Raw genomic sequence first — 19,327 nt, 5'->3', positions numbered from 1 at the left:
ATGAACAGGGGCCCCGGGCTGGCGAGCCACTCGCCGGGTCCGGGGCCCTCTCCTTTTTCTACCGCCAGGAGTTCGTGACGCCGGCTCCGCGGGTACGGCGTCCGCTCAGCACCAGGAGGGCCAGCAGGGCCAGGCTCGCCGCCATGCCGGTGCCACCACCGCTGTTGCACGAGCACCCGGACCCGGGGACCGAGACCGGCTGGGTGCTGCCCGTGCCATTCACCGCCAGCACCGCATCGGGGGTGCTCTCCCCCTGGAGCATCAAACGCACCTCGCCGCTGGCCGCGCCCGCCTCCTCCGGATGGAAGAGAACGCGGAAGGTAGCGCCCGCGCCCGGTTCGAGGGTGGTGCCCTGGAGCCCTTCCACCTCGAAGGCGGCGCTCGTCGACTGCACGCGCTCCACCGTCCTGGGAGTCGAGCTCACATTGGTGACGGTGAAGGTCCGCGGCTCGCTCCGCGTTCCCGCCTCCACCTCACCGAAGTCCCAGCTCGTGGGCTCGACGGACAAGGCGCTGCCCACCACCTTGCCCGCGAGAGGCACCTCCACGCGGGGCTGAGACGCGTCATCCGACACCACTACCAGCGTGGCCGAGAGGGTCCGCACCTCTTCCGGGGTCGGCGTCACGGAGAGCTCCATGAACGCACCCGGTGCCAGGGTGAGGAGCAGCGAGAGGGGAGACACCAAGAACCGGGCCGCATCCGCTCCGCCCAGCTCCACACGATGAACTGTGAGCGGACCCGTTCCCGTGTTCTGCAACCGGAGGGCAAGCGGCGCGACGGTGTCCCCCAACCGCCAGGTACCGAAGTCCAACCGGCCAGGCGTCACCGCCACCAGCGGCGAGGTGCCTTCACCCACGAGCGCCACCTCCACGGAGTCCTGGGCCGAGCCTTCGAGGCCGAAGGTGGCCCGGGCCTCGCGTGCACCCACCGCTCGAGGAACGAAGCTCAGGGTGAGGGTGACGGTGGAACCAGGGGAGACCGCCACCGGGAAGGAGACCGGCGGGTCGATGCCGAAGTCGAGCGCGGCCGCTCCCGAGAAGGAGAGCGAGGAAATGGCCATCTCCGTGCCGCCCGGGTTGTGGAAGCGGAGCTCCCGCAGGATAGCGCTCGCGCCCACGTTGGACGCGCCGAAGTCGAGACGGGTCGAAGAGATGTCCAGCTCGGGCCTCACCCCGGAGCCGGAGAGTGGAATGGAGACGTTCGGAGCATCCGGGTCATTGGAGGCCAGGGTGAGCGTCCCCGTGAAGGAGCTTTCGGTGGTGGGATTGAACGTCACCGAGATCTCCCGGGTGGCTCCTGGCTCCACGGAGAGGGGAACCGACGTGGGCGAGGCGGAGAAGGCCGCACTGGAGAGAGTGACGCTGGTGAGGGTGAGGACCCCGGTGCCGGTGTTGCGCACCGTCACCCGCCTGGCCGCGCTGGTGGTGCCCACGAGCTGCGCTCCGAAGTCGAGCGAGGTGGGGCTCACCGCGATGGTGGGCCTCACGCCCCTACCGGCCAGGGGAACAGAGAGGCTCGGCGACGTGGCCGAGTCGGTGCTCAAGGTGAGCGTGCCCGAGACGCTGCCCGGTGTGATGGGCCCGAACGTCATGGAGACCTCCTGGGAGGCACCTGGAGCCAGGATGAAGGGAGAGGAAGGAGACGACACGGCGAAGGGCGTGGTGATGGAGATGCTGGTGACGGTGACACTCGCGCTGCCGGTGTTGCGGAGCGTCACCCGCCTGGCCGCGCTGGTGGTGCCCACGAGCTGCTCTCCGAAATCGAGCGAGGTGGGGCTCACCTCGACGGGCGTCACCCCCTGGCCAGAGAGAAAGACCGTCACGCGAGCATTGACCGGGTCATTGCTGGTGAAGGCGAGGGTGCCCGTGCTGCTCCCTGCGCTGGTGGGACGGAACACCACCGAGAGTTCCTGGAAGGCATCCGGCGCCACAGTGAAGGGCCCCACCGGTGACACCTCGAAGGGCCCGGTGGTGACGACGTCGCCGAGGAACAGGTCCTCGGTGCCGGTGTTACGCACCGTCACCTGCAGGGGCGCGCTGGTGGTCCCCACCCCCTGCGCACCGAAGTCGAGGCTGCTGGGAAAGACCTGGACGGTGGGCGCCAGAGGGAGCGGTGCCCGCTGCAACGCGTGTGACGAGGGTTGTGGCGACACGTCCTCCGCCGCCGGAGAAGAACAGGCGGTCAGCAGACCGAGAGACACCAAGATTGCCAATGAATGGAGCCGAAGCACGAACCTTCCCCCTTGTGAGTGAATCGCAGCTTCACACCAGACGTTAGGAGGGATCGAGGCCTCCGCCAAAAGCCTGCCCACGCATTCCCACGCGCACGAGAGTGCGCCAGAGTGTGGCCCCACCCACCCCGGCAACCGGGGCAGTCCGAAAGGTGTGCAATGCACGGAATGAAGTCTCTCCTCGGCGCGGTGCTCCTCTTCGCGTGCTCGGCCGGTTGTGCCCGGCATGCTCCCGAGGCTCAGCCAACCTCCTCCTCTTCCACCACCGTGTATGTCGCGCGGCGCGTGCGGACGCTCGATGCGGAGCGCCCCATGGCCGAAGCACTCTCCGTGCGCGCGGGGAAGGTGCTCGCGGTGGGCACCCGGGACGAGGTGCTCGCCTCGGCGGGAGCGGACGCGCGCGTGGTGGACCTGGGAGAGGCCACGGTGGTGCCCGGCCTGACGGACGCGCACGGGCACCTCGCGGGGCTCGGCGCGGGCCTGGCCGGGGTGCAACTGGAGAGCACGGCCACGCGGGACGAGGTGCTGTCTCGCGTGGCCTCCGCTCCCGCCACCGCCTGGCAGGGGGACTGGCTGATCGGCCGCGGGTGGGATCAGAACGACTGGCCGGAGAAGAGCTTCCCCGGCCGGGCGGAGCTGGACGCGAAGCTGCCGAAGACGCCCGTGGCGCTCGAGCGCGTCGACGGTCACGCGCTCTGGGTGAATGGCGAGGCCCTGCGGCGCGCGAAGATTACGAAGGACACACCGGACCCGGCGGGAGGCCGCATCCTGCGCGACGCGAACGGTGAGCCCACGGGCATCCTCGTGGACAACGCGATGGACCTGGTGAACGCGGTGCTGCCGTCCCCCACGGAGGCGCAGCACGAGGCGCGGCTCGCCGCGGCGCTCGCGCGCTGTGCCCAGGTGGGGCTGACGAGCGTGCACGACGCGGGCATGGATCTGCGCACCTTCCGGCTGATGCAGCGCTGGGACAAGGAGGGCCGGCTGCCCCTGCGGGTCTACGTGATGGCGGATGGCCAGGGAGCGGACCGCGAGACGTACCTGCGCGAGGGCCCCTTCCAGGGCCGGATGCTGACGCTGCGCGCGGTGAAGCTGAGCCTGGACGGGGCGCTGGGGAGCCGGGGCGCGGCGCTGCACGCGCCGTACAGCGACGAGCCGTCCCACCGGGGGCTGCTGCTGCTCTCGCCCGAGGAGTACGAGGCGCGGGTGAAGGCCTTCATGGAGCGCGGTTTCCAGGTGGCCACGCACGCGATTGGAGACCGGGCGAACACGCTGGTGCTGGAGACGCTGCTGCGCCAGGCGGAGGCCACGGGGACGCGCCACCTGCGGCACCGGGTGGAGCACGCGCAGATCCTGCGGCTGGAGGACATCGTCCGGATGGGGAAGAGTGGCTTCGTGGCGAGCATGCAGCCCACGCACGCGACGAGCGACATGCCGTGGGCGGAGACACGCGTGGGGCCGGAGCGCATCCAGGGCGCGTACGCGTGGCGCGAGCTGAAGAAGGCGGGGACGCTGCTGGCGTTCGGCAGTGACTTCCCGGTGGAGCGTCCGGACGTGCTGCTGGGGCTGTACGCGGCGCGCACGCGGCAGGACGCCGAGGGCCAGCCCCTCAACGGGTGGTACCCCATGCAGCGGCTGAGCGGCGAGGAGGCCCTGGAGGGCTTCACGGTGGGCGCGGCCCAGGCGGCGTTCGCGGAGAACGAGCGGGGCCGGCTGAAGCCGGGCATGGACGCGGACTTCGTGGCGCTCTCGGTGGATCCGGTCGAGGCGCCTCCGGAGCAGCTGCTCACCGCCGAGGTGAAGCTCACCGTGGTGGCCGGCGCCGAGGTCCATTCGGCCCGCTGAGCCCCCGGCATCGACGCCCCCGTTCCGACGTGTCGAGGAGGGCTTTCGACACGTCGGAACCCGCCTCGTGAGGCCCCACTCCCGGTGAACCGGGCACTGGCGTACCCCTTGCTGGAGCCAGGACGCTTCATCCGCGCGAAGGGGGTCGTAAGATGCTCTCTCATCCCTGGGGGACTCTCGTGAGCAAAGCGTTCGACTCGGAGCTGCGCATGGCCGTGGCCGAGGGCCTCCTCTCCCGGGAAGAGGCGGAGGTCCTGCGCGAGGAGGCGCTCCGCCTGGGACGAGATCCGTTGGAGTTGCTCGTGGAGCGGGGACGGCTCTCCGAGGACTCCCTCGTCTCGCTGCGCAAGGAGTCCCAGGAGCAGACCCGGACCCCGATGACGCCGTCGGACGACACCGTCACGGTACGGAATCCCTCGCACAAGGTCCTCGCCCCGCAGACCACGGACTTCCCGGTGCCCGGCTGGGAGCGCTATCAGTTCATGCGCCTGATCGGCCAGGGCGGCATGGGCCGGGTCTTCCTCGCGCATGATCCCCGGCTGCGCCGGGACGTCGCCCTGAAGTTCGTCCGCGACGACGACCCCGACGCCGCGCGCCGCTTCGTCTTCGAGGCCCGGGCCCAGGCGCGCGTGGTGCACGAGCGCGTGTGTCAGGTGTACGAGGTCGGCGAGGTCCAGGGGAAGACCTTCATCGCCATGCAGTACATCGACGGGCTGCCGTTGAACCAGCTCGCCGGGAAGCTCTCCCCCGAGCAGAAGGCGATGGTGCTCCGGGACGCCGCCGAGGGAGTGCACGCGGCCCACCGCGTCGGCCTCATCCACCGGGACCTCAAGCCCTCCAACATCATGGTGGAGCGCCCCCAGGATGGCGGCCTCAAGTGCTACGTCATGGACTTCGGGCTGGCGCGCGACTGGAAGGAGGGGGTGACGGCCTCGGGTTCGGTGCTGGGCACGCCCCACTACATGGCGCCCGAGCAGGCCCGCGGCGAGGTGACACGGCTGGACAGGCGCGCGGACGTGTACAGCCTGGGCGCCACGCTCTACCACCTGCTGACGGGCACCTATCCCGTCCACGGCAGCAACCACCTGGAAGTGCTCAGCAACATCCCCCTCGTGGAGCCCCGGCCGCCGCGCGCGCTCGACAAGGACATCCCGGTGGACCTGGAGGCCATCGTCCTCAAGTGCCTGGAAAAGGAGCGCTCGGCCCGCTACGACTCGGCGCGCGCCCTGGCCGAGGACCTGGACCGGTTCCTCAATGGCGAGCCGGTCCACGCACGCCCCGCCGGACCCTGGTCCCGCCTGCGCAAGAAGGCCCGCCGGCACCGGGCCGCCGTCACCACGGGTGGGGTGGCGCTCGCCCTGGTCGCGCTCGCCCTGGGCGATGCCCTGCGCATCCGTCACGAGAGCGCCCGGCGCGAGGAGCTGGCCAGCCGCTACACCGCCTGGGTGAAGGACATCGAGAACTACGTGCTCCATGCCCATCTCTCGCCGCCGCGCGACACCCTCCGGGACCGCGAGCGGCTCCGCGAGAAGATGCGCGAGTTGGAATCCTGGATGCACGAGGCTGGCGGCCCGGGCCAGGGACCCGGTCACCATGCCCTGGGACGAGGCCACCTGGCGCTCGGGGACAAGGCGAAGGCCCGCGAGCACCTGGAGACCGCGTGGAACCAGGGCTACCGCCGGCCCGAGGTGGCCTATTTCCTGGGCCTGGTGCTGGGACAGCTCCACCAGGAGGAGCTCCTGGAGGTGCAGCGCCAATACCGGCAACGCCTCGGCAAGGAGCCGGAACCCGGTGAGCTCCCCGCGGACGAATGGCTCGCGGCACGGCGACGGGAGCTCGAGCAACGGTTGCGCGAGCCGGCGCTCGAGAAGCTCCAGGAGCTGAAGGAGCTGAAGGGCCTGGATGATTCCGTGCCGCGCGAATACGTGGGGGCGCTCATCGCCTGGCACGAGGGGCGGCTCGAGGACGCCCTGAGCCAGCTGAAAGACCTGGGCGAAGGCCCCCCCGGGTTCTACGCGGCCTCCCGGCTGCGCGGAGACATCCTCCTGACGCTGGCCTCCCGGCACTGGAAGCTGGGCGAATACGAGCGGGCCCGGGCCGCCTTCGTCGAGGGCCGCCTCTCCTATGCGCGGGCCGCGGAGATCGGCCGCGGAGATCCCGACCTCCATCTCGCCAGGGCTCGGCTCGAGCGCGACTGGCTGGAGATGGAGCTCTCCAGCCATGGCAAGGAGCTCGGGTCCCTGTACGAACAAGGACTCCAGGCGGTGTCACGCGCCATCGAGGTCGCGCCCGACCGCGCCTACGCGTCCAAGCTCCTGGAGGCGCGCTTCCACCTCCTCCTCGCCGGCGACACGAACCTCCCCTGGGCGGAAGCGCGGCGGCTCCTGGACCGGGCACTCGGAACCATCAAGGCCGCCAGCATGCTCGAGCCCGAGAGGCCGGAGGCGAAGCTCGAGCTGGGATGGGTCCTCTGGCAGGTGTCCAAGAGCCTCTATGACCACAAGGAGGATCCGCGCGAGAAGCTCCGCGAGGCCATCACGGCCCTCGAGCGCATTGCCCCCGAGCATCAGGACCCCGCGTTCCACCTGCTGCGCGGCCGTATCTACAAGACCTGGGCGGACCACGAGGCCCAGGCTTCACCGGGCGCGGACGACCTGACCCCCGCGAGCAAGGCCATCGAGGCCTATCACACGGCCTTCAAGATGGACCCGAGCCAGATGAGCGCGCGGCTCGGCCTCGCCACCGCGTATTTCAGGAGGGCCGTGAGCCGCCACTGCGTGGATCCGCGAGGAGACCTGGAGCAGGCCAGGCGGCTCCTCGAGGAAGCACGGGCCGTCAATCCCCACTACGCCGTGCTCTACTTTCATGAGGCGCTCGTCCACAGGACGCTGGCGTCGAGGCTCAGGAAGAGGGGCGGAGATCCCCGGCCCGAGTATCTCGAGGCCCGCGCGCTGTTCCGGCTGGGCGGCGACATCAACCCCGAGTCCTCGCTCTTCCGCTACAACGAGGGCCAGGCCCTGACCGAGCTGGCCCGGGAAGAGCTCGAGCGTGGAGGAGATCCCCGCCCCCTGTTCGAGGAGGCCGAGGCGCTTCTCGGACGGGCCCTCATCGCCTGGCCGCGGCACTACTTCTCCCGCAGCAGCCTGGGCGTCCTCCGGGGCCTGCACGCGGAGTACCTGGGGCTCCAGGGCAAGAACCCGGAGCCGAGCGTGCGCGCGGCCGAGAAGGTCCTGCTGGAAGCCGCCAGCATGGAGCCCAAGCGCCACCTCCCCTGGGCCAACCTGGCCTGGCTCCACTCCACCCAGGCGGCGTTCGAGTTGGAGCACGGAGGCAACCCGGACCCGAGCCTGGCGCGGGGGCTGAAGGAGCTCGACACGGCCCTCGGGCTCAACGCCCATGACGGCTACGTCGCGTTGCAGCACGGCCGGCTCCTGATGGTCCGCGCCCTCACCCAGGCACGTCGGGGACTGGCCCCGGACGCGGACTTCCAGCGCGCGCGGGACGTCCTGCGCGCGGCCATCGACACCGACCCCGAGAACCAGGAGCTGCGGCGGGCCCTCGGTCACCTCGATTGGGAGTGGGCCTCCTGGAAACAAGGACGGAGCCAGGAGGCCAGCCAGCTCCTGGCCGAGGGACTCGCGGTCGCGGAGAAGCTGTTGCTCGAGCGCCCCGAGTGGCAGGAAGCCAGGGTGCTGCGTGCGTTCTTCGTCCTCGCGGAGAAGGACTCCGACTCACCCGAGCAGCAGCGGCGCGCGCTCCGGGCCTGGGAGGAGCTCAACCAGACGCTGGAGAAGAATTCCTCCCTCCAGCGCAAGTGGGAGCGTCACCTCCAGGGCATGAGAAAACGAGTGCCCGCGTCCTGGCGTTAGCCACGCTTCGGCGCCAGTCCCCAGGCATGCGTGAGGCAAGGGCACCACACGGAGCCCGCCAGGGAGACCGTCCCCTCCACGGGGCTCACCGGTACGATTCCCGTCGGGCACTCCGTCTCATTGCCGTTCTCGTCCACGCACTTGAGACCCATGGCCCCGCTGGAGTCCGCCTCGAGCAGCACACGCATCTTGAGGCGCTCGAGGCACGGGCAGTGGCCCGGAGCCTGGGAAGCCGCTCCCTCCACGGAGAAGACCGGCACGAGCGTGGGGCACTCCGTCTCATTGCCGTTCTCGTCCGTGCACGGAGGAAGCATCGGCCTGAGGGCGTCCTGCACCTTGAACACCACGCGCATCTTGAACCGCTCGACGCACGGGCAGTTGTCCGGTGTCTTGAACGCCGACCCCTTCCTGGCCTCGCGCCGATTGCTGCCACCACTCTTCATCATCTCGTGCTGCGACATGGTTTCCCCCTCCAGGAGCCAAACCTAGCTGAGACTCGAAACCTCCGAGGTCCAGGAGGAGCCGCCCCCCTTGCCGCCCGGCTCCTCCCGGTCTCGGATGCCGACAGGCTTGAGCAACGGGCGTGCCGTCCCGCGAAAAGGCCAAGGCCCGATTTCCCGGCCGGTCTCTCTCGAATACGGGGGTGGGGGGAAGGGCTCGACATGTCGAGCGGCGTCGGGTGGAGGGGCGCCCCGGGCGCTCGACGTGTCGGCGGCTACGCGTCGAGCCCCAGTTCATTGATACGGCGGCGCAGCGCCCGCTTGGAGACCTCCAGGCGCTGCACCATGGCCTCCAGGTCGCCCTGGCACTCGCGGTAGCACCGGGTGATCTCCTCCGGAGAGAGGTCTCCCGCCGTGCGGATGTTGGGGCTCTTGTCGATGAGATCGTAGATGGAGGGCCGGGGGATGCCCAACTGGTCCGCGGCCTTCTTGAGGTCCCACGCCTGCGCGCGCAGCACCGCGAGCAGCTCCTGCTCGGTGATGTCCGAGGGCTTGCGGCGAAGCACGACCCTGGGCTCCGTCACGGCCTTGGGCGCGGGCGTGGCCTGGGGATCCGAGTCCACCCCCAGGCGCAGGGGCCGTCCGGAAGGAGTCGCGGCCGGGCCCAGCTCCTTCTCGAGCTGGGGATCCACGCGCAGGTGCGGCTGACCGCGGCTGGCGATGACGAGCTGGCGCGTCAGGTTGCGCAGCTGGCGGATGTTGCCGGGCCAGGAGTAGCGCACGAGCCGGGCCGCCAGCGACGCCGGCAACCACGGCTCGGCGTAGGGGTCCTCGGGCTCCAGACGCCAGGCCTCGCCGAGCGCCTCCATCTCCTCGCGGGCGAAGTGGAAGAAGAGCAGGCCGATGTCCTCGCGGCGCTCGCGCAGCGGTGGCAGGCGGATGTCATAGCCGGCCAGCCGGTGCATCAGCGGCGCCTTGAAGTGGCCCTCGCGGATCCGCTCCTCGAGGTTGGCGTCCGTGGCGGCCACGAGGCGCACGTCCGTGGGGATGGGGATGCTCGACCCCACCGGGAACATCTCCTCCTTCTCCAGCACGCGCAGCAGCTTCACCTGCACCGCGGGGGGCGCCTCGCCCACCTCGTCGAGGAACAGGGTGCCGCCCTGGGCCGCGCCGAAGTAGCCGTCACTGTCCTTGATGGCGGTCGAATGCGCGCCCTTCTTCGCACCGAAGAGCTCGGCCTCCGCCAGCTCCTTGGGGATGGCGCCCAGGTTCACGCCGATGAAGCGAGCGGCCCGGCGGCGGCTGTGCTGGTGGATGGCCTGGGCCACCAGCTCCTTGCCCGTGCCCGTCTCGCCGCGGATGAGCACCGGCACCTTCAGGTCCGCCACCTGGGCGATGTGCCGGCGCACCCGCCGGATGCCCGGGCTCTGCCCCACCATCCCCAGCGTGTCCTGGGCGTCCCCCGAGTCGGGCTCCGCCAGGTGCAGCAACAGCACCACGCGCTCGGCGAGCTCGAGGGGAATGCCCGCGGCCAGCTCCTCGGTGCCGAACTCCCGGCCGCCCCGGATGGGCTCGCCCGCCACCACCTGGGTGCCGCCCTCCTCGACGAGCAGCCGCACCCGGCCGCCTTCGCCGGGCGCGAAGACGATGGGCTTGCGGCTCAGGCAGGGATCCGCCAGGGGCGCGCCCCGCGTCTGGCCGGGCCGCAGGAAGTCCGGCGCCTTCCGGGAGAGCGCGACGTTCTTGCCGGCGAGCAGTTCCTCCAGCAGGAGCCGCTCACCCACCCGCTGGGTGGAGGGATGGGAGATGAGGGTCAGCACCGGAACGAGCCGAAGGGCCCGCTCGCCAGCGCCCCGTTTCGGCAGGGAGACCGTACTGACATCATCGAGCAGCGCTTCACGCATGGCCTGCAAATGTACACCGCCGCTGCTCTCCGCCGAGGGGCCCCGGTGGAGCAACGTCCGGAGCCGTGCGGGAGACGTCCAGCGGCGAGCGCTACGGGGAGGGGAGCAGCCACGGCATGGTTGGAGCCCCTTATGAATGATGGGGAGCGGCTCCACTCCCGGTGTATCAAGTCACACATGCCCATGCGCCACCCTCCCCTTCCCCTGGCCGCCGCGATGCTGGGCGCGGCCCTGACCTTCCTCCCCGGCTGCGAGAGCACGAAAGCGAGCGGCCCTTCGCCTTCCGACACGCAGGCCCGGAATCCCTCCCCCGCGAAGAGTGACACCTCCTCCTGGCAGCGCGCCCGCGTGGGTGACCGCGTTTCCTACGCCTTCTCCGCCAGCCAGGGAGCGGGTGACAGTGCGCGCACGCTCGCGGGACAGGTGGCCGTGGAGGTAGTGGCCGTGCAACAGCCCTGGGTGTGGCTGCGCGTGTCCGTCACCGACGAGGCCGGCCTGCCCCTGGCACGGACGCGGCTGTCGAAGGAGCTGCTCGTCCCCGTGCGCGCGGACACCACGCGCACGCTGGACGTGCCCCAGCAAGGCCAGGCCACCGCGGAGAACGCCTCCGCCGCCGGCCGCACCTGGGAGGCCATGCGCTACGTGAACGATCTGCGCCCCGCGGATGGCCCGCTGCGCACCAGCGTGTACGCCGTCCAGCCGGGCCCGCTCTACCTGACGCGCGGCCTGCTCGAGTCGAACACCACGCTGTCCGGCTTCGGTGCCGTGGGCAACTACCAGCTCCGGGTGCTCGAGGTGCGCGAGGGCACGGCCGGAGCCACCGCCACGCCACCCGCGCTGGAGCGGCCCCTGGGCCCCGGCGCGTACTATGACCGGCGCGTGGAAGTGGGCCCCTCGCCCAGCGTGCAGCGCGTGTGCTTCGCCGCCGAGCGCGGCTTCCTCCTGCGCGCCGAGGGCCCCGTCGACGCCAACGCCCCGCCCTGCTCCGACTTCTCCCAGGCCGAGCCGCGGCCCCTCGAGGAGGCACTGCTGAACCTGCCCATGGACGTGCTGAGCACCGGGGAGTGGCCTCCGACCGGGGCCGCCACGACGGCCACCCGTGGAGCCTTCACCGTGGAGGACCACGACGTGCCCGCCCTCACCGTGCAGCGCACCTCGAACGAGGAGGGCACGCAGCGCATCTACTCGGAGACGTACGCGGCCGACCCGTGGGCGCCCGCGCTGACGGGCCTGCCCTACGAAGCGCGCTTCCAGACGCTCACCGAGAGCACCGAGCGGGTGGGCGCGGGCGGCAAGCGCGAGCCCGAGGGCAGCACGCGGCTCGTCCGCTGGGGCACCTGGCTCCCCGGAGGTCGGAAATGAAGACGGCCCTCTACTCCGTCACCATCGAGGTCGCCCCCGGGTCCGAGGAGGCGTGGAACCGCTGGCACGAGGACATCCACGTCCCCGAGGTGCTGCGCCAGCCCGGCTTCCTGCGCTGCCGCAAGTGGAAGGACACCGCCAACGCCGCGGACGGCTGGGTGCGCTACGTGTGCCACTACGAGCTGACGAGCCTGGAGGCCGTGGAGCGCTACGTGGCCAGCGACGCCGCGAAGCACCTGCGCGCCGAATCGGACAAGCACTTCGGCTATGTGACACGGCCCTCGCGCGCCGTGCTCACCGAGGTGGTCAGCTTCGGGTCGTGAACAGTCCCCCACAGGGGAACCAGGAGCACGCCATGATGAGCACGGGGCATCAACCCGGGATGCGTGGCACCCTCACCCCCGACCCCTCTCCCGGTGGGAGAGGGAGAGGAGGTGGACTCAGGCCACCTCGGACGAGAGCTTCACCTCGATGTTGCCCTGGGTGGCCAGCGAGTACGGGCACACCTTGTGCGCGGCGTGCATCAACTCATCCGCCTCGGCCTGGGAGATGCCCTCGAGCTTGCCGTGCAGCGCCACCGCCAGACCGAAGCCACCCTCCGGCGTCTTGCCGATGGTCACCTTCGCCGTGATGTGCGCGTCCTTGAGCTGCTTCTTCATCTTCCCGGCCACCAGCCGCAGCGCGCCCTCGAAGCACGCGGAGTAACCCGACGCGAAGAGCTGCTCGGGGTTGGTGGAGCCATCGGCCTCCGAGCCCCCCAGCGCCTTGGGCATCGTGAGCGGCATGTCGATCGTCCCATTGTCCGAGCGGACGCGGCCGTTGCGGCCCCCGTGCGAGGTGGCGGTGGCGGTGTAGAGCGGCTGGATGGCGACAGGGGCCATGGGAGACTCCTCCAGAGTGGACTGCGAGGTGAGCGGCCCTTCTAACCCGCTCGCCCCCCACCCGCATGGTGTTCTGGAGAAGCCCCGGCGCCTCAGTGTCGGGAGCATTTCACTTCACCGGCGACCGCGCACCATGCGGCCCTTCGTCAGGTGCGCCACCGCTTCACCCAGGCCCTCCAGCGTCAGCGGGAACATGTCGAAGACGTTCTTCACCGCCTGGATGGTGTTGCCCCGCCACGTCTGCGGAGGCTCCGGGTTGAGCCAGGCGCTGCGCTCGAAGTGCCGCGCCAGCTCCATCAGCCACACCAACCCCTCCTTGCCCTCCGTCGGGTCGTACCGGCCCTCCGAGTTCGTCCGCATCGTCAGCTCGTACGGCGCCATCAGCGCGTCTCCCACCACCACCAGCTTGTGGTGCCGCCCCACCTGCGCCAGCAGGTCCGGCACGCTGATGCCGCCCACCAGGTACGGCGAGTCGAACACGCGCCCGTAGACGCAGTTGTGGAAGTAGTACGTGCGCAGCTCCTTGAAGTGCGTGGCCTGCTTCGCCACCGAGAAGAGCCGGCTCACCAGGTGCGCGTACGGGTCCATGGAGCCGCCCACGTCCATCAGCAGCACCACGCGCGTGTTCGGCCGGCGCGGCGGGCGCGTCACCACCTCCAGCTCGCCCGCGTTCTTCGCCGTGGCCGCGATGCTGCCCTCCACGTCCAGCTCGTCCGCCACGCCCTCGCGCGCGAAGGCCCGCAGCTTGCGCAACGCCACCGCCATCTGCCGCGTGTCCAGCACCACGTCGCCCCGGTACCCCTGATACCGGCGCGCCCCGGCGATCTTCATCGCCATGCGGCCACCACCGCCCTCGGCCCCCTCGCCTCCCACCCGGAAACCCTCGCGCGGATTCCCCGAGTGCCCGAAGGGCGACGCGCCCCCCGTCCCAATCCACTTCTTCCCACCGTCGTGCCGCTCGGTCTGCTCCTCCAACCGCTGCTGGAAGAGCTTCTCCAGCTCCTCCACGTCGAAGTGCTCCAGCAGCGCCCGCTCCTCCGGGGTGAGCTCCCGCCGCTCGCGCGCCTCCTTCAACCACTCCAGCAGCTCGTCCTTCAGCTGCTGCCCCGCGCCCTCCATGCCCTTGAAGTGCGCCAGGAAGGCTTGATCAAAGGCATCCAGGTGCGTCTCCGCGTGCACCAGCAGCGCCCGCGCCACGTGGTAGAAGCCATCCAGCGAGCTGTCGTGCAGCCCCGCCTTCAGCGCCCCCGCCAGCGCGACCGCCTCCTGTGCGCCCACCGGCACCCCGCGCCGCCGCAACTCGTAGAGGAAGGGCAGGAACATGGCTCGCCTCCGCTCAGGCCTTCGTCCGGCGGCCCCGCCCGAAGGCCTCCGCCACCGCCATCAGGTCCTGCTCACGCTTCAGCAGCGCGCCCAGGAAGGGCAGGTTGTCGTCCAGCTTCACGTTCGTCACACCGTTGGCCTTGAGCACGGCGATCCAATCCACCAGCTCGCTCGTGGACGGGCGCTTGCGCAGCCGCGTGAAGTTGCGCAGCTCGTAGAAGACCTTCAGGGCCTGCTCCGTCAGCGACTCGTCCAGCCCCGGGTGGTGCACCCCGACGATGCGCCGCATCAGCTCCTGGTCCGGGAAGTCGATGAAGTGGAAGACGCACCGGCGCAGGAAGGCGTCCGGCAGCTCCTTCTCGTTGTTGCTGGTGATGATGACCACCGGGCGGTGCGCGGCCACCACGTCCTCGTTCGTCTCCGAGATGCGGAAGCGCATCCGATCCAACTCGTGGAGCAGGTCGTTGGGGAACTCCACGTCCGCCTTGTCCACCTCGTCGATGAGCAGCACCACGCGCTCCTTCGAGGCGAAGGACTCGCCCAGCGGGCCCATGCGGATGTAGCGGCGGATGTCGCGCACGTCGCCCTCGCCGAAGCGCGAGTCGTACAGGCGCTGCACGGTGTCGTAGACGTACAGGCCGTCCTGGGCGCGCGTGGTGCTCTTCACGTGCCAGGTGAGCAGGCGCTGACCAAGGCTCTCGGCAACGGCCTCGGCCAGCAACGTCTTGCCCGTGCCAGGCTCACCGCGCACCAGCAGCGGACGCTGGAGCGTCAGCGCGCAGTTGACGGCGGCCTGGAGGCCCTCGCTGGAGAGGTAGGAATCGGTTCCGCGGAATCGAGAAGGAGAGGACGTCATGGCGTGTCCCCTCCTTTAACACCGACCCGCCTCCGGCGCCTGCCTGCCCGCTAGTTGGCGCCGTTGTTCACCACGATCATCGACTCGGCGCTCACGCGGCGGCCCACGAAGGGCAGCGAGGCGCTGCAGTTGGCCACGGGGCACCCGGTGGCCCCGGTGCACTCGTAGCTCAGCGCGATCGTCCCCTCCAGGGTCTCCCCCGCCTTGTCGAGGGTATAGGTGGCGCGCGAGGAGCGGTTCGGGCCGGTCTGCAGCCGCTCGGTGGTGAAGGTCGGCTTGTCCGCCTCGGTGCTCACGATGGCGCCGCTCACATCGATGTCCACCCGGGCATCCCCCAGCGGATAGTTGATGTCGCTCACCTCCAGGTACTGCCCGCCCTCGACTCCGTCCCAGAGGACCCACTGCTCGACCTCCACGGTGTTGCTCGTCCGGTCGTTGGGGGTCGGCGCGGTGCCAGAGCCGTAGCAGGAGCCGGGCATGCTACCCAGGGCGGTGCGGTCGATGGACACCCGGTAGTACCGCGGCTGCTCACCACAACCCATCACACCCACCGTCATCACGGCGGCCACGGTGTACAGCGTCGAACGCAGATTCATGGTCGTCTTTCTCTCCAGGCCCACTGCCGGCCAGTGGGCGGTCCGTATGCTTCCGGGGCAGCCGAGCAACCCCGGTGGCAGCGGAGTATCCGGAGCCGAGGGGGATGCGCAAGGTCCAGGGTGGCTCCCGCTGGGAGCGGAGCGTCCGTAACTTCGAGCGAGCATGGCCCCTACGCCCATACGCATCGTCAGCTACAACGTCCGCTACTTCGGACATGCCCTGCGCGGGCTCGCCAGCACGCTGGGACCCAAGCGGCGGGTCGCCGCGGCGTTGGCCGCGTTGAATCCCCTGCCGGACATCATCTGCCTGCAGGAGGTGGAGACCCAGTCCTTCCGCAGCAACGTGGCCCACCGGCGCGCCCGCCCCGACGAGACGCAGCTGGAGGCCTTCATGGGACGCATGGAGGAGACGTTCACCAACCTGCGCCGCCCCATGCCCTACGAGGCCTTCTACTTCCGCGCCCACCACTACAAGCTGGGCGAGTTCTCCCTCTACACCACCGGGCTGGCCATCCTCGTCAACACCCAGCGGCTCGCCGTGGACACCCACAACGTGGACTCGCCCCACCACATCACCCACCACCACGTGCGGGCCCTGCGCGAGCGCAAGCAGAGCCGCATCTGCGCCCACATGCGGCTGCTGCGCCTGGAAGACGGGCTGCCCTTCCACATCTTCAACACCCACCTGAGCCTGCCCACCCCCTTCTCCCGCGCCTTCTGGGCCACCCGCGAGAAGATGGGCAACGGCATCAACCAGCTCCACGAGGCGCGCGCCCTCGCCCAGCTCGTGCGGGCCCGCTCCAACAGCGAGCCCTTCCTCATCTGTGGGGACTTCAACTCGCCGCCGGCCTCACCCGTCTTCCACTACCTGTGTGACGAGGCCTGTTTCATCGACGCCCAGGCGGCGGTGGGGCAGATAAATCCACGGCATCCCCGCGGCTTCCCCACCGCCGGCTTCATGCACATGCGCATGCACCTGGACCACATCTTCTCCGGGGGCGGGGTGCGCTGGCTGGATGCCGACGAGACGTGCCCCTTCGGAGACGTGCGCAGCCGCTTCCACGGCCTGTCGGACCACATGCCCCTCATCGCGCGCTTCCAGCTCGAGCCGCCCCCCGCGCACGCCGAGCCCTCCGCGCCCGCCGGGGCGTGAAGTCACTGCCTGGCCTCGCGGAAGAGGAACGTCACCCGGCCTGCCCCCGTCCCCACCCCGGCCCAGCGGCCGGGCAACCGCGGGCTGCGGCCCGTCTGCTCCACCATCTCCAACCTGTAGGCTCTAGGAGGTGACCCTCTCTCCGAGGGGAAACATGGCTGGCGACGACTTCAGGGAGCTGATGGACGCCATGGCGGATCCACTCGTGGCCTGCGACGGCGGCGAGCGCGTCCTCTACCTGAATTCCGCCGCCGAGCGCCTGCTTGGCTGGACGCTGAAGGAGCTGCGAGGGGAGCCCTTCACCCGCCTGGTTCCCGAGCGTCTGCGCTCCTTCGACGGGCACTCCTTCCTGCGCTACCTGTTGGGCCGCAGGCGGGCGCTGAGCGGGCGGCCCGTGCGCGTCTTCCTGCTGCGCCGGGGTGAAGCCGAGCTGGAGGTGGAGGTGACGGTGGGCACCTCCATGGGAGTGGAGGGGGAGCGCATCTCCGTGGTGCTGCGGCGCACGCCCGAGTTCCCCGACTACACCGACGAGCCGCTGGAGCGGGTGTCCTCCGTGGTGCACGCGCACGCACCGCAGCCGCCGGGCTCCCCCGGGGAGCGCGCCTACCAGCTCGTCTTCGAGAACGCTCCGCTGGGCCTCTTCCACTTCGACACCGCGCCCACCATCGTCGCGTGCAACGACTACTTCGTGCGCATCATGGGCTCCTCCAAGCGGGTGCTCATCGGGCTCAACCTGCTCACCCTCAAGGACGAGGCCATCCTCTCCTGCGTGCGGGACGTGCTCGCCGGACGCCACGCCTACTACGAGGGAGAGTACCGCTCCGTCACCGCGAACAAGCTCACCCCCGTGCGCGCCCACTTCGCGCCCTGCTTCGGAGAGGACGGCCAGGTGGAGGGCGGCGTGGTCATCGTCGAGGACATCACCGAACAGCGGATCGCCGAGGCCGAGCGCAACCGCCTGTTCCGCGAGGCCCAGGAGGCCATCCGCGTTCGCGACGACTTCCTCACCATCGCCTCGCACGAGCTGAAGACGCCGCTCACCCCGCTGTCGCTGCGGCTGGCCAGCCTGGAGCGCCGGTTGGAGCGCAAGGAGCCGGTGGATCCCACCCTGCTGCGCCACGCGCGCCAGCACCTGGTGCGGCTGGCGGCGCTCATCAATGATCTGCTGGATGCCTCGCGCATCGAGGCGGGCCGGCTCGCGCTGCACTTCGAGCCCACCCGGCTGGACGCCATCGTCGAGCGCGCGCTGACCACGATGGACGCCGAGCGCGGCCAGCACCGCATCGACTACTCGCACCCGGCGGAGGCGGTGCGCATCCGGGGAGACCCGTACCGGCTGGAGCAGGTCATCGCCAACCTGCTGGAGAACGCGCTCAAGTACAGCCCCGCGGACAGCACCGTGCGCGTGACGCTGGACGTGCGCGGTGAGTTCGCGCTGCTGTCCGTGGCGGACGAGGGCATTGGCATTCCCCGGGACCAGCAGGAGCAGCTCTTCGAGCGCTACTTCCGCGCCCGGAACGTCTCCGTCACGTCCTACGGAGGGCTGGGGCTGGGCCTCTACATCAGCCGCGACATCGTCGAGCGTCACGGCGGCCGCATCTGGGTGGAGAGCGAGGTGGGCCGGGGCGCCACCTTCTACGTGGCCCTTCCGCTGCTGTCCGCCGCGAGCCCCACGCCGCCCGATCCGCGGCCCGGCACGGGCTCGCCACACTCGATGCACTGAGCCCATGAAAAAGGCCGGGCCCCACCTCCACGTGGGGAGGCGAGCCCGGCCCGAATCATGCTCCGCGAGCGCTCAGCTCCGGCGGCGGCGGCGGGACAGCGTGAGGAAAGTGCCCAGGCCCATCAGCAGCCACGAGGCGTCACCACCCGTGGCCGAGCAGCCGATGCCATCGCCCAGGAAGGCGACGTCGCCGCCCTCGGCCACGGTCCACGTCCAGGTGGCCGGGGTGGCATCCACGTTGCCGGCGGCATCGCGGGCGCGCACCTGCAGGGTGTGCTCTCCGTCGGCCAGGTCGGTGAAGGTCACCGGGGAGGTGCACGGGGTGTAGGCGGCACCGTCCAGGCTGCACTCGTACGTGACACCCGGCTCGTTCGAGCTGAACTCGAACGTCGCGGTGCGCTCCGGGGTGGTGCCGAACGGACCGGAGGTGATGTTCGTCTCCGGCGCCACGGTGTCATCCACGATGGTGAAGGGGCTCGGCGTGGAGGAGGTGGGGCTGAAGTTGCCCGCCTCGTCCGTGGCGCGGACCTGCACCTCATGCTCGCCCGGCGTCAGCGGCGTGGTGGGCGTGTAGCTCCAGTTGCCGGACGCATCCGTCGTGGCGGTGCCCACCTCGGTGCCGTCAATGATGACGGTGACGGTGCTGCCTGGCTCCGCCGTACCACTGATGACGGGCGTGAGGGTATCCACGACGCTGTTGGGCGCCGGGCTCACGACGACGGGCACCGCGGGCGGGGTGAGGTCCACCGTCCAGGTGTAGGTGGCCGGCGTGGGGTCCACGTTGCCCGAGGCATCCCGCGCGCGCACCTGGAGCGTGTGGGTCCGCTCATCCAGACCCGTGAAGGTCTCCGGATCCGCGCAGGCGGTGAAGGCGGCACCGTCCAGGCTGCACTCGAACGCCGCGCCCGCCTCCGAGCTGAAGTCGAACGTCGCGCTCGTCGCGTTGGTACGCGCGGGCGGGCCCGACACGATGGTGGTGTCCGGCGCAGCGCTGTCCACCGTCCAGGTGTAGACCGCCGGGGTCGGGTCCATGTTGCCCGCCGCGTCCACGGCGCTCACCTCGAGCCGGTGCTCCCCGTCACCCAGGGCCGTGAAGGTCTCCGGGTCCGAGCAGGGAGTGAACGTCAGCGCGGCATCCAGCCGGC

At 70.4% G+C, this 19,327-nt stretch carries 14 protein-coding genes; 6 read left to right on the top strand and 8 right to left on the bottom strand.

From position 1 onward, the window contains the following. Nucleotides 1-58: 58 nt before the first annotated feature. Nucleotides 59-2,200: a choice-of-anchor D domain-containing protein gene (locus Q664_RS58000; RefSeq protein ID WP_160174491.1), complete on the bottom strand. Its 2,142-nt coding sequence runs from the start codon at nucleotides 2,198-2,200 to the stop codon at nucleotides 59-61. Nucleotides 2,201-2,389: 189 nt separating this feature from the next. On the opposite strand from Q664_RS58000, the gene Q664_RS24765 reads away from it, so the two are divergent. Continuing rightward, a complete protein-coding gene (locus Q664_RS24765) occupies nucleotides 2,390-4,075 on the top strand; it encodes an amidohydrolase (protein ID WP_043400583.1) in 1,686 nt (561 codons plus the stop codon). Between the two features lie 179 nt (nucleotides 4,076-4,254). Further along, a complete protein-coding gene (locus Q664_RS24760; protein ID WP_152622321.1) occupies nucleotides 4,255-7,944 on the top strand; it encodes a serine/threonine-protein kinase in 3,690 nt (1,229 codons plus the stop codon). Here Q664_RS24760 and Q664_RS24755 read toward each other — a convergent pair. Beyond that, nucleotides 7,941-8,405 carry a hypothetical protein gene (locus Q664_RS24755; RefSeq protein ID WP_043400580.1) on the bottom strand — a complete coding sequence of 155 codons (465 nt, stop codon included), beginning with the start codon at nucleotides 8,403-8,405 and terminating at the stop codon, nucleotides 7,941-7,943. The two genes, Q664_RS24760 and Q664_RS24755, sit on opposite strands and share 4 nt — an antisense overlap. A 254-nt stretch (nucleotides 8,406-8,659) precedes the next feature. Beyond that, nucleotides 8,660-10,288 carry a sigma 54-interacting transcriptional regulator gene (locus Q664_RS24750; RefSeq protein ID WP_043400576.1) on the bottom strand — a complete coding sequence of 543 codons (1,629 nt, stop codon included), beginning with the start codon at nucleotides 10,286-10,288 and terminating at the stop codon, nucleotides 8,660-8,662. A 183-nt stretch (nucleotides 10,289-10,471) separates the two neighbouring features. Here Q664_RS24750 and Q664_RS24745 point away from each other — a divergent pair, with 183 nt between their 5' ends. Together Q664_RS24745 and Q664_RS24740 are read left to right on the top strand one after the other, a co-directional pair. Beyond that, nucleotides 10,472-11,650: a DUF6068 family protein gene (locus Q664_RS24745; protein WP_326938739.1), complete on the top strand. Its 1,179-nt coding sequence runs from the start codon at nucleotides 10,472-10,474 to the stop codon at nucleotides 11,648-11,650. Next, on the top strand, nucleotides 11,647-11,973 hold the full coding sequence (locus Q664_RS24740) for a DUF4286 family protein (protein WP_043400574.1): 327 nt from the start codon (nucleotides 11,647-11,649) through the stop codon (nucleotides 11,971-11,973). Before Q664_RS24745 ends, Q664_RS24740 begins: the two co-directional genes overlap by 4 nt. A 117-nt stretch (nucleotides 11,974-12,090) precedes the next feature. Here Q664_RS24740 and Q664_RS24735 read toward each other — a convergent pair whose 3' ends face one another. The 4 genes from Q664_RS24735 to Q664_RS24720 form a co-directional block, all read right to left on the bottom strand. After that, nucleotides 12,091-12,531 carry an organic hydroperoxide resistance protein gene (locus Q664_RS24735; protein WP_043400570.1) on the bottom strand — a complete coding sequence of 147 codons (441 nt, stop codon included), beginning with the start codon at nucleotides 12,529-12,531 and terminating at the stop codon, nucleotides 12,091-12,093. A 114-nt stretch (nucleotides 12,532-12,645) separates the two neighbouring features. Beyond that, nucleotides 12,646-13,854, bottom strand: coding sequence for a vWA domain-containing protein (locus Q664_RS24730; protein WP_043400568.1), 1,209 nt, complete (start codon nucleotides 13,852-13,854; stop codon nucleotides 12,646-12,648). Between the two features lie 13 nt (nucleotides 13,855-13,867). Next, the gene (locus Q664_RS24725; protein WP_043400564.1) at nucleotides 13,868-14,710 is read right to left on the bottom strand and encodes an AAA family ATPase; all 843 of its coding nucleotides are present in this window, start codon (nucleotides 14,708-14,710) and stop codon (nucleotides 13,868-13,870) included. Between the two features lie 50 nt (nucleotides 14,711-14,760). Next, nucleotides 14,761-15,306, bottom strand: coding sequence for a hypothetical protein (locus tag Q664_RS24720; RefSeq protein WP_043400561.1), 546 nt, complete (start codon nucleotides 15,304-15,306; stop codon nucleotides 14,761-14,763). Nucleotides 15,307-15,469: 163 nt separating this feature from the next. On the opposite strand from Q664_RS24720, the gene Q664_RS24715 reads away from it, so the two are divergent. Beyond that, on the top strand, nucleotides 15,470-16,459 hold the full coding sequence (locus Q664_RS24715; protein ID WP_043400559.1) for an endonuclease/exonuclease/phosphatase family protein: 990 nt from the start codon (nucleotides 15,470-15,472) through the stop codon (nucleotides 16,457-16,459). Between the two features lie 154 nt (nucleotides 16,460-16,613). Further along, the gene (locus tag Q664_RS24710; RefSeq protein WP_052518622.1) at nucleotides 16,614-18,182 is read left to right on the top strand and encodes a sensor histidine kinase; all 1,569 of its coding nucleotides are present in this window, start codon (nucleotides 16,614-16,616) and stop codon (nucleotides 18,180-18,182) included. Nucleotides 18,183-18,254: 72 nt separating this feature from the next. Here Q664_RS24710 and Q664_RS24705 read toward each other — a convergent pair. After that, nucleotides 18,255-19,327, bottom strand: a 1,073-nt coding sequence (locus Q664_RS24705) for an Ig-like domain-containing protein (protein ID WP_043400557.1), incomplete at its 5' end; no start/stop codon positions are given.

The sequence above is a fragment of the Archangium violaceum Cb vi76 genome, from assembly GCF_000733295.1.
Classification (GTDB): domain Bacteria; phylum Myxococcota; class Myxococcia; order Myxococcales; family Myxococcaceae; genus Archangium; species Archangium violaceum.
The sequence above is the reverse complement of the archived record's forward strand: the minus strand, read 5'-3'. Positions and strand labels throughout refer to the sequence as shown.